The organism is Acinetobacter sp. IRS14, assembly GCF_034650275.1.
Classification (GTDB): domain Bacteria; phylum Pseudomonadota; class Gammaproteobacteria; order Pseudomonadales; family Moraxellaceae; genus Acinetobacter; species Acinetobacter oleivorans.
Genome location: NZ_JAOVFN010000005.1, coordinates 252,444 through 263,579, shown reverse-complemented (window position 1 = coordinate 263,579; position 11,136 = coordinate 252,444). Strand labels below are relative to the sequence as shown.

Sequence of the window (11,136 nt, the reverse complement as noted above, 5' to 3'; positions counted from 1 at the left end):
CTGCAGTATCAACTGTGACCACACCTGTATCTGTACCTTTGTTACCTGCTGCATCTGTTGCAGTCACGGTAATGGTGTGTGGACCATCTGTGAGCACTGGCAGTATATTGTCTGCAAGGGTCCAGGTACCGTCACCATTGTTGATCGCTGGATAGTCAACACCATCCACAGTCACCACCACAGTAGCGGTCGGATCATTCACTGTACCGGTTAACACAGGTGTGCTGTCGTTTGTGAGCACATCATCAAGAGCGACTGTCGGTGCTGATGTATCAAGCGTATAAGTTTGTGTATCGTTAACTGTGCTGCTATTACCTGCTGCATCAGTGAAAGTTACTTTAGCATCAATGGTTTTATCTGCATCAGCAACCAAACCACTACCTGGTACACTTACACTCCAAGTACCTGCAACTTTATCAACTGTTGCAGTATAAGTTTGACCATTAATAACAACAGTAACGACTGTATTCGTCGCATCTGCTGGAACATTTTTCAAGACACCTGTAATGGTGACATTGCCCGATGCCTCTGAGGCATTAATTACGTTATCAGCAGTTACTGAATCAACTGCAAAGTTGACACCATCTGTATTTGGCCCAACAGCATCCACAATAGCAGTGCCTGGTCCGGAAGTATTACCAGCAGGGTCTGTTGCTACGGCTGTTACCTTATCACCATCATTAAGACCAGGATTATCTACTGACCATGTACCATCTGGTCCTGCTACAACAGTTTTCGTACTTCCGTCCGGATAAGTCACAGTCACTGTTGAACCAGGTTCTGCTGTACCTGTAATTGGGTCTGTCCCATTCACTGGGTCAATTACTGGTGCATTTGGAGCATCTGTATCAACTGTATAAGTTTGTGTATCTTTAACAGTGCTGCTATTACCTGCTGCATCTGTAAACGTTACAGTAGCATCAATAGTTTGATCTGGATCTGCTTTTAAACCACTACCCGGTACACTTACACTCCATGTACCCGCATCCTTATCTACTATCGCATTATAAGTCACACCATTGATTACAACGGTCACAACAGTATTTGCTGCATCTGCTGGAATGTTTTTCAAAATACCAGTAATCGTGACATTACCTGCTGCTTCTGAGGCATTAAGTACATTATCAGATGTAACTGAATTAACAGAGAAAGTTACCCCATCTGTATTTGGTGGAGTCGTATCGGTAGGTGTTGAAGAGTCATTATTACTATCATGGTTCGATGCTGCTGCGATAATACCACCCGCAACTAATGGGATAGCCCACAACCACGGATTTATACCACCATCGTGATAAAGCAATGGTTCAATTGAAGAAATAGGCTGATAAATGACATCAGACACCAACTCTTGTGGTGCCTCTGCTGGTAAAGCAGCTGGTAAATCTTCAGCTACGAGTGCTTGTGGCTCAACATCACTGTCGGCATCAGCATCCGCATCAGCGTCCGCGTCTGCATCATTTTCAGCATCTTTGAATTTTGCCCAGATTAACTGTCCATTTTCGTCTTGAAAAACAAGGCTGTTATCTTTAGGCTCAGCTGTTCCACTAAAAAAGCCTTCAATAACAATTGTCTCGCCATTTTTAAGGCGAATGACTGCATTGGTTCCCTCCCTATTCACTACCAATACATCACTGGCAGCCACTTTTACCAATACAACCGATGCTTCTGTAAGCGATGCGGAAGTTCCCTTGATGGTTGACAAGGTGTCGTGACTATCCTTGGCAATAATTTGTATTTCAGGCATATCTGTATTCCTTTTATATTATTGATTTAAATGATTTTTTGTATAATTCTTTTTACTTAATGTTTTCAAGTTTTTGACCTACAACTTAAAAACATTAAGTAATGTGATCATTTTTACATTAACCACTTTAAAATAAAAAAAACAAATACTAAAGTACCTAAAGAAAAATTTTTAATTAATAGAAATTATATATAAGTCTTCTTTAAGTTTATCTTGTGTTAATTTAATGGAAAATTTCTTTAAATGTTTTATATATAAAACAAATTTCTTTTTTTATATTTACCATTTGTTGAAATGTCATTTAATTAAAATATTCATATAACAATTATTAATATCTTAATAAAATAAAATATATTATTAATGATATATATAGAAAAAAAAGGCTTTAGGTAATATTTCACTATTACACTAAAACCTAATTTATAAATCTTTTATAAAATTTAAAACCGCAAATATTTAGAAATTATCCGGGCTCTCAAATCGTTTTACTTCTTGTAACTTATTTGGATCATGCATGGTTGCAATTCCATCTTCAGTTTTTTGGTCAACCAGAATATCCGGATTAAAAACGGTGATTGTTTCTCTACCCAGAGCATCCTCGCCAACAATATATTGAAAGCCTCTTCTATTCATCTTATGACACAATCGTTGATAGAGACCTTTTAAGCCTTCGGTTTCTTCATTCGGATTGTAATAGAAAGCATTCATCACAGCTGGTAGGCCTAGACCACATACGATGCCTGATAACAACACACTAATAAAAGTATAGCCAATCAGGATACTGCTATAAGGACTTAATGCAGGAATATTGGCAACCGCCAAAATCAATGCAAGTGAAATCCCCCCTCTTACACCACCCCAAGACAAAATGGTTAAACTACCATTATAACTTTTCATTTTCCGCATATTGGGGAAAAAGGCAAAAGCCATGAAGTTGGCTGCAAAACGAGAGATATGTAGAATAAAGAACGCAACAATACCGCCTAAAATTAGGCTAAAGTTTAAATCAAGAATAAATAACTCTAGACCAATTAAAGTAAACAGGAATGAGTTGATGATTCCTTCTACGGTATGCCAAAAATGATTAACTTCTTGAATCTCTCTCTCTTCTCGTATTTCTTTCCATTTGTTTCCAACAATTAAACCACCTATTACACAGGCAATCGGTGCTGATGCATGGGCAAACAAAGCCACTAAATATGCTCCACTCGCAAGCAAAGCTGTTGTCAAAATCAGGGACTCCATTTCGTGTTTACCACGTAATAGACGCAACACACCTACCCCAAATGCCCAACCAATCCCGACCGCAACAACAATTTCATAGAGTAGAGCTTCTAGTGTCGCCATTAACGAGAAATGTTCACCCTGTAAAACATTAAGCAAAGTCATAAACAATGCAATACACATTGCATCATTAAAGAGTGACTCACCTTCCAGCTTAACAATCAAATGATGCGGTGCACGAATCGAACTAAGTACACCTTTAATACCAATAGGGTCTGTTGCTCCTAAAGCTGCACCTAAAAGTAAAAGCACCAGAATTGGCACATGATATCCAACCAGTAGTTGGAACCCGTAGAGCAATCCACCAAATAAAACGGCGCAAATGACTAATGCAATGGTGGCCAAGATACTAATTTGCTTCCAGTAACTTTTTAAATCAGAAATTTTAAATTTAAGTGCTGAAGAAGTTAAAATAAAACAGATGACACCATTAATTAAAAAATCATAAAAATCGATATGGCGCACGGCTTCTTCAATATTATGAATATTAATAGTAATAAACTGGTTACCGTTTAGCAGGCTTGCGCCCCATTGCAAAATAAAGACAAAAATTGCTGAGACCAGCGGCACACCAATAGCCTGAGGAAAGCCTAAAATGCGCTTATTGAAGATCGTGGTTGCGATTGATAGCGCAAAAACCACTGTGAATGCTTGTAGTAGAAAAAAATTACCCATGAATACCCTTCTTCTGGGTCAGCGACCAAATAAGAGAAACTTTGTTAGATCGACCAAACTTAATAAAAAACTGGCATAAAGAATGCCATAATCATAAAAAACAGAAATTAGGACACAAGTTTAACGAATTGATTGAACAATCTATCACTCTGTTAAATTTCTTAACATTATTTATAGTTATGATCTAAAGAAAAACGGATGAGCTTCTTAAATATGTTTAACAAGACTCATCCAAGAAAAGATTAAACTGGATTGTTAAAAGTATCGCATTGGTTAATATCTCCAGTTTTTAAACCAACCTGAAACCAGTGCATTCGCTGTTCACTACTACCATGTGTAAAGCTATCTGGAACAACCTGACCAGTTGAGCGTTTCTGTAAATAATCATCTCCAATTTTTTGAGCAGCATCCATCGCTTCTTCAATATCACCTTGCTCTAAAAATTGAGTACGTTGCTGATTATGACTCGCCCAAATACCCGCTAAACAATCGGCTTGCAATTCTTGACGAACAGATAATTGATTACCTTCTCTTTGGCTCGCTTGTGCACGGGCTTGTTGTACTTGTGAAGAAATACCAAGCAAGGTTTGAACATGGTGCCCTACCTCATGTGCAACCACATAAGCTTGAGCAAAATCGCCTGCCTGATCTTGTCTTGAAAGTTCAGTTTGGTTTTGCTCACCAGAAATTCCCATTTGCTGACGCATATCTTTAAAGAATTCTGTATCGATATAAACCTTCTGGTCTGCTGGACAATAAAATGGTCCCATTGCAGATTGAGCAGTACCGCATCCAGATTGAATCATTCCACTAAATAACACCAATCTTGGTGGCGTATATGTTTTACCTAACTGTTTAAATATAGGAGTCCACGTATCCTCTGTATCAGCCAAAACAGTTCCAACAAAATCAGAGGCTTCTTTTTGCTCGGGTGTTAAACTTTCTGGCGCAGTTGCATTTGACTGCTGTGACGCAGTGACTTGCTGAGTTGCCTGATAAGCTTGTTGTGGATCAACCCCAAAAAACTTCCATGCAACAAATGCAACAACCAAACCAATAATGCTGATACCACCTGCTCTAACACCGCCGCCACCTCGACGGTCTTCCACATTGGTACTAATTCGACGACCTTTCCAGCGCATAATTTCCCTCTTGTTTTAGAATGGCATCATGAACCCGATGCTTTTTTTGGCCACATTTTTTGTATTAAGCTTACAATTAATAGAACAATTGCACCCGCAACCAATCCTATTCCAAAGTTAATTAGCGTCGGTGTTAAAGCACCAATAATATTGCCTACCGCTGGTATTGTTTCCACATGGTCCACTGTGTTTTCAGTTAAATGATGAAGGAGTGGAATCGTATGATTAATAATCCCGCCACCAACTAAGAACATTGCAATGGTGCCTACGATTGAAAGTAGTTTCATTAAAATAGGTGCAAAAGCTAATAAACCTCGACCTATAGTTTGCTTAAATGAAGCAGTTTGCTTAGTTAAATATAATCCCAAATCATCAATCTTAACAATCATGCCAACTAAGCCATAAACACCAATTGTCATAACAATAGCAATAATACTAAGTACGCTTACCTTAGTCATTAAACTAGCTGTAGCCACGGTACCTAAAGAAATAACAACAATTTCAGCCGATAAAATAAAATCTGTTCGAACGGCTCCCTTTACTTTTTCTTTTTCAAAATTTGCTAAATCTAATTCTTCACTATCAAATTCTGCTTTTGCTTCTTCAGATGTAGAGGGCTTTTTATGCATAATGGTATGAAGAACTTTCTCCACTCCTTCATAACACAAAAATAAACCTCCCAACATTAAGAGTGGATTAATCAGCCAAGGCGCAACCACACTAATCAACAATGCTAAAGGAACTAAAATAAGTTTATTAACAAATGAACCTTTAGCCACTTTCCAAACAATAGGTATTTCGCGATCTGCACGCACACCTGTAACTTGTTGCGCATTTAAAGCTAAATCATCGCCTAAAACACCAGCAGTTTTCTTTGCTGCCATTTTGCTCATTAAAGCAACATCATCTAAAATTGTTGCAATATCATCTAGTAATAAAAGTAAGCCACTTGCCATTTCTTATCCAAGTTTGTATTTATTAGGCTATTGTAAGATGATTTTTTTCAATTTCTGTAATTTTACTGAATAAATTCACAATATTATTTTAAGAAAAGTTTAACCAATCGCTGACGAATTTTTTTTATTTCCCGTACAATAATGCCAATCTTTTATATTGCAGGGCTTACTACCCCTGATTAAGCCAATAAGACAGTGGAATAAATAATGAGTAATGTTGATCAGCGTCCAATTATTTTGACAGGCGACCGCCCAACCGGACAACTTCATCTTGGGCATTTTGTCGGTTCTTTGCGTTCTCGTGTAGGTTTACAGGATAGCCATCATCAACATCTCTTGTTAGCAGATGCACAAGCCTTAACAGACAATGCAGATAACCCAGATAAAGTCCGTCGCAATATTTTGGAAGTTGCTCTAGATTATTTAGCTGTAGGCATTGATCCAACAAAAACCACGATTTGCGTACAATCATGCTTACCAGCACTGAATGAGCTTACTATGCTCTATCTTAACTTCGTGACGGTTGCACGCTTAGAGCGTAATCCGACCATTAAGTCTGAGATTCAAATGCGCGGTTTTGAGCGTGACATTCCGGCTGGTTTCCTCTGCTACCCTGTTGCACAAGCGGCAGACATTACCGCTTTTAAAGCGACTGTGGTTCCAGTGGGTGAAGATCAAATTCCAATGATTGAACAAACCAATGAAATCGTACGTCGAGTAAACCGTCAGATTGGCCAAGACCTTTTACCTGAATGTATAGCTTTGCTTTCAAATATGGCACGCTTACCTGGTTTTGATGGCAAGGCAAAAATGTCTAAATCATTAGGTAATACCATTGTTTTAAATGCTTCTGATAAAGATATTAAAAAAGCTGTAAATGCGATGTATACCGACCCAAATCATCTTCGCATTGAAGATCCAGGTCAGGTTGAAGGAAATATTGTATTTACTTACTTAGATGCATTTGATCCAAATAAAGAAGAAGTTGAAGAGTTAAAAGCACACTATCGTCGTGGTGGTTTAGGTGATGGAACTGTTAAAAAACGCCTTGAAGGTGTGTTAAAAGAGTTAATTACACCTATTCGTGAACGTCGTGAAGAACTTGCTAAAGATCCTGACTACATTATGGATGTTTTACGTCAAGGTACAGATAAGTGTCGTCTTATTACTCAACAAACCTTAGATGAAGTTAAAGATGGTTTAGGATTATTTAAATTCTAATTCCTTTAAAAACTAAAAGCCCTTCGGGGCTTTTTTTTTGCTTATTTTATTCATAGCATAATTTTTTAGAATTATTAATCTATTGACGACTATTCACATGCTTTTACCCTATTAACGTGAAGTAACACTTATTAACGCTAATAGCGATGAAGAATTTCTTAACTATCTCTATTATTCATCATGTAGGTTACATTATATGAACCTCACGACATTTCTCCTTAAACCGAAACTGTTTTTACAGATTCGTTGTTCTACGCAATGATCACCCCAATCATTGCGTATTTTTTTGCTTAAATATTTTGTTTTCTTTAGAAATTTTATTTTCTTGATTACTTATTTTTTAATAGATAAAAAAAACACCGCATCATTTTCAGATGCGGTGTTTTTTAAGATTCAGGATAAAGCGATTAAGCTAAACCTTTCTCTTTTAAAACTTGCAACATTGTTGAACCAAGCTCAGCTGGGCTACGAGTGTAAGCCATTCCCGCGCGTTCAAATGCAGCGAATTTCTCTTCAGCAGTACCTTGACCACCAGAAATGATCGCACCAGCGTGACCCATACGCTTACCTTTAGGTGCAGTTACACCAGCAATGTAACCTACTACAGGCTTAGTCACGTTAGATTTGATGAATTCAGCAGCTTCTTCTTCAGCTGTACCACCGATCTCACCGATCATGATGATTGCATCAGTATCTGGATCGTCTTGGAACAATTGAAGAGCTTCGATTTGGTTCATACCTGGGATTGGGTCACCACCAATACCGATACAAGTAGACTGACCTAAACCAAGCTTAGTTGTTTGAGCAACAGCTTCATAAGTCAATGTACCTGAACGTGAGATGATACCAATACGACCTGGTTGGTGAATGTGACCAGGCATAATACCAATCTTACATTCGCCTGGAGTGATCACGCCTGGGCAGTTAGGACCAACTAAACGAGTACCGTTACCGTTAGTTTCTAAGTAGCGTTTTGCTTTAAGCATGTCGATTGTTGGAACACCTTCAGTGATCACAACGATTAGGCCAACACCTGAATCAACCGCTTCAACGATAGAATCTAAAACGAATGGAGCTGGTACATAAATTACAGATGCATCTGCATTTGTTTCACGTACAGCTTCTTTCATTGTGTTGAATACTGGTAGGTCAAGGTGAGTAGTACCACCTTTACCTGGAGTAACACCACCAACAACTTTTGTACCGTAGTCTAAAGCTTGTGCAGAGTGGAAAGTACCGTTTTTACCAGTAAAACCTTGTACCAATACTTTAGTGTCTTTATTAATTAATACGCTCATGATTGATACTCCCCTTACGCTTTAACTGCAGCTACAACTTTTTCTGCGGCATCAGACAAGCCGTTCGCAGAAATTAATTTCAAACCAGATTCATCAAGTAATTTAGCACCTAACTCAGCGTTGTTACCTTCTAAACGAACAACAACTGGAACAGTTACGTTTACTTCTTGAACCGCTGCAATAATCGCTTCAGCAATCATGTCACAACGTACGATACCACCGAAGATGTTAATTAAAACACCTTGTACAGATGTATCAGCAAGGATGATTTTGAACGCTTCGATTACGCGCTCTTTAGTTGCACCGCCACCAACGTCAAGGAAGTTTGCAGGCTGACCACCATAAAGTTTAATGATGTCCATAGTTGCCATTGCAAGACCAGCACCGTTAACCATACAACCAATGTTACCTTCTAAAGCAACATAGTTAAGATCAAATTCAGATGCTTTTAATTCACGCTCATTCTCTTGAGATTTGTCACGTAAAGCAGCAACTTTAGGTAAACGGTAAAGCGCGTTAGAGTCGATACCAACTTTTGCATCTACACATAAAATATCGCCATTTTCACGAACTGAAAGTGGGTTAATTTCGAATAATGCAAAGTCATTTTCTACAAATGCTTGGTAAGCAGCAGCCATAATTTTAACAAATTGGCTGATTTGCTTGTCTTTCAAACCTAAAGCAAACGCAACTTCGCGCGCTTGGAATGGTTGTAAGCCAACTAATGGATCAACTTCAACTTTGATAATTTTTTCTGGAGTTTCTTCTGCAACTTTCTCGATTTCTACACCACCTTCTGTAGAAGCCATGAAAGTAATACGACGGCTAGAACGGTCTACAACCGCGCCCAAGTAAAGCTCACGCTCAACTGGGTATACGTCTTCAGCAACAATAATGCTGTTTACTGGTTGACCATTTGCATCTGTTTGATACGTTACAAGACGAGTACCAATAATGTTATTTGCAAACTCGATAACATCTTCTTTAGATTTTGCAACTTTAACGCCACCAGCCTTACCACGACCACCAGCATGAACTTGCGCTTTCATTACCGCGAATTTACCACCAAGCTGTTCGAATGCAGCAACTGCTTCGTCTGCATTGGTTGCCAAGATACCTTCTTGTACCGGCATACCATATTCTTTCAATAACGCTTTAGCTTGATACTCATGTAAGTTCATTTAGTTACCTACTTAACTTTGTTTGTTGTCTTCAATTTGCGCAACATTCTCATGTTGTATATGCAAATTGCTGTCTACCTCTATCACCTTGATGTTTTTTTAATCACACCATCAAATGTGAAAAAGAGCGGAGAACCGCTCTTTATTTTATTTACGCTTACGTTGAATCGCGTGAATTGCACGACCATCTACAGCAAGTGCAGCTTCATGAACAACTTCAGAGAATGTTGGATGACCAAATGTCATTAACTGAAGATCTTCAACAGAAGATACAAATTCAAGAGCGATCATACCTTGGTGTACGATATCAGATGCAGCAGGTCCAATGACATGCATACCTAATAAACGGTCAGTTTTTGCATCAGCAACAAACTTAACAAAACCAGCACCTTCACCCGCCGCTAAAGCACGACCATTTACAGCAAAACCGAATTGACCAGTTTTAACTTCATGACCTTTTTCTTTAGCTTGTTCTTCAGTTAAACCAACCCATGCCGCTTCCGGATGTGTATAGATAACAGAAATGATTGTGTCGTAGTTCACTTGAGCTGCATGACCGTGGATACGTTCAACAGCCATTACACCCTCTTCCATTGCTTTATGAGCAAGCATTGGACCACGAACTAAGTCACCAATCGCATATACACCTTCTACAGAAGTTGCACAGTGATCGTTTACTTCAACTAGACCACGTTCAGTCAATTTAATGCCTGAATCATCAGCTAATAAACCTTCTGCATAAGCTTTACGGCCTACACAAACGATTAATTTGTCAAAAGTCTGAGTTTTTTCTTCGCCACCTTGAGTGTATTTAACAGTCACTTCACGACCATTAACTTCAGTACCAGCAACTTTAGCGCCAATACGAATATCAAGACCTTGCTTAGTTAAAAGTTTTTGGTAGTCTTTTGCCAAAGCTTTATCAGCCATTGGTAAAAATGCATCCATTGCTTCAAATACAACAACTTCAGCACCAAGACGACGCCAAACAGAACCAAGTTCTAAACCGATTACACCAGCACCAATAACACCTAAACGTTTAGGTACTTCTGGGAAGTTTAATGCGCCAGTTGAATCAACAATAATATCTTGATCTACAGGAGCTACCGGAATATTTACAGGTACAGAACCAGACGCAAGAATTACGTATTTAGGTTCTAAAACTTGAGTCTCACCTTCGTGTGAAACAAACTCAACTTTTTTACCAGCAAGTAATTTACCAGTACCTTTTAACCACTCAATACCATTGCCTTTAAGCAATTGATCGATACCACCAGTTAATTGGTCAACAATTTTGTCTTTACGAGCAAGAAGCTTAGCAAGATCAAAATTCACTTCACCTGTAGTAATACCGTGATCAGCTAAATGATGCACTGTATCTTCATAACGATGTGAAGAGTCAAGTAATGCTTTAGAAGGGATACAACCTACGTTTAAGCATGTACCACCTAAAGATGGCTTACCATTGTGAATACGCTTTTCGATACAAGCGACTTTAAAACCTAGTTGAGCAGCACGAATTGCAGCTTCATAACCACCAGGACCACCGCCAATAACAACAAGATCAAATTGTTGAGACATTGTTTATCTCCATGGTCCGAGATAGAGGATCACTCTATCTCGGTAATATTATTC

General features: G+C 38.5%; 8 protein-coding genes. 1 reads left to right on the top strand and 7 read right to left on the bottom strand.

The window, feature by feature from the left end; genetic code table 11:
* The 4 genes from ODQ17_RS07580 to ODQ17_RS07565 all read right to left on the bottom strand — a co-directional run.
* On the bottom strand, positions 1 to 1,744 hold a 1,744-nt coding region (locus tag ODQ17_RS07580), incomplete at its 3' end, for a BapA/Bap/LapF family prefix-like domain-containing protein (RefSeq protein WP_322902754.1).
* Between the two features lie 456 nt (positions 1,745 to 2,200).
* Positions 2,201 to 3,703: a cation:proton antiporter gene (locus ODQ17_RS07575; RefSeq protein WP_004789435.1), complete on the bottom strand. Its 1,503-nt coding sequence runs from the start codon at positions 3,701 to 3,703 to the stop codon at positions 2,201 to 2,203.
* Between the two features lie 242 nt (positions 3,704 to 3,945).
* Entirely contained in the window at positions 3,946 to 4,845 is a 900-nt protein-coding gene (gene ypfJ, locus ODQ17_RS07570) for a KPN_02809 family neutral zinc metallopeptidase (RefSeq protein ID WP_005310083.1), read from the bottom strand.
* A 26-nt stretch (positions 4,846 to 4,871) separates the two neighbouring features.
* The gene (locus tag ODQ17_RS07565) at positions 4,872 to 5,801 is read right to left on the bottom strand and encodes a DUF808 domain-containing protein (protein ID WP_151768824.1); all 930 of its coding nucleotides are present in this window, start codon (positions 5,799 to 5,801) and stop codon (positions 4,872 to 4,874) included.
* Positions 5,802 to 6,008: 207 nt separating this feature from the next.
* Here ODQ17_RS07565 and trpS point away from each other — a divergent pair, with 207 nt between their 5' ends.
* Positions 6,009 to 7,022 (top strand): tryptophan--tRNA ligase, encoded by a 1,014-nt coding sequence (trpS, locus tag ODQ17_RS07560; protein ID WP_322902753.1) that lies wholly within the window; start codon positions 6,009 to 6,011, stop codon positions 7,020 to 7,022.
* 407 nt (positions 7,023 to 7,429) lie between these two features.
* Here trpS and sucD read toward each other — a convergent pair whose 3' ends face one another.
* The 3 genes from sucD to lpdA all read right to left on the bottom strand — a co-directional run bounded on the left by sucD (position 7,430) and on the right by lpdA (position 11,082).
* Positions 7,430 to 8,320, bottom strand: a complete 891-nt coding sequence (sucD, locus tag ODQ17_RS07555) for a succinate--CoA ligase subunit alpha (protein WP_003655479.1) — start codon at positions 8,318 to 8,320, stop codon at positions 7,430 to 7,432.
* A gap of 14 nt (positions 8,321 to 8,334) precedes the next feature.
* The gene (gene sucC / locus ODQ17_RS07550) at positions 8,335 to 9,501 is read right to left on the bottom strand and encodes an ADP-forming succinate--CoA ligase subunit beta (RefSeq protein WP_003655470.1); all 1,167 of its coding nucleotides are present in this window, start codon (positions 9,499 to 9,501) and stop codon (positions 8,335 to 8,337) included.
* Positions 9,502 to 9,648: 147 nt separating this feature from the next.
* Positions 9,649 to 11,082, bottom strand: a complete 1,434-nt coding sequence (gene lpdA / locus ODQ17_RS07545; protein ID WP_004775161.1) for a dihydrolipoyl dehydrogenase — start codon at positions 11,080 to 11,082, stop codon at positions 9,649 to 9,651.
* Positions 11,083 to 11,136: the final 54 nt, after the last annotated feature.

Coding starts and splice junctions, on each gene's coding strand:
- ODQ17_RS07575 (WP_004789435.1), bottom strand. CDS start 3,703: ATGGGTAATTTTTTTCTACTACAAGCATTCACAGTGGTTTTTGCGCTA.
- sucD (WP_003655479.1), bottom strand. CDS start 8,320: ATGAGCGTATTAATTAATAAAGACACTAAAGTATTGGTACAAGGTTTT.
- lpdA (WP_004775161.1), bottom strand. CDS start 11,082: ATGTCTCAACAATTTGATCTTGTTGTTATTGGCGGTGGTCCTGGTGGT.
- trpS (WP_322902753.1), top strand. CDS start 6,009: ATGAGTAATGTTGATCAGCGTCCAATTATTTTGACAGGCGACCGCCCA.
- ODQ17_RS07565 (WP_151768824.1), bottom strand. CDS start 5,801: ATGGCAAGTGGCTTACTTTTATTACTAGATGATATTGCAACAATTTTA.
- sucC (WP_003655470.1), bottom strand. CDS start 9,501: ATGAACTTACATGAGTATCAAGCTAAAGCGTTATTGAAAGAATATGGT.
- ypfJ (WP_005310083.1), bottom strand. CDS start 4,845: ATGCGCTGGAAAGGTCGTCGAATTAGTACCAATGTGGAAGACCGTCGA.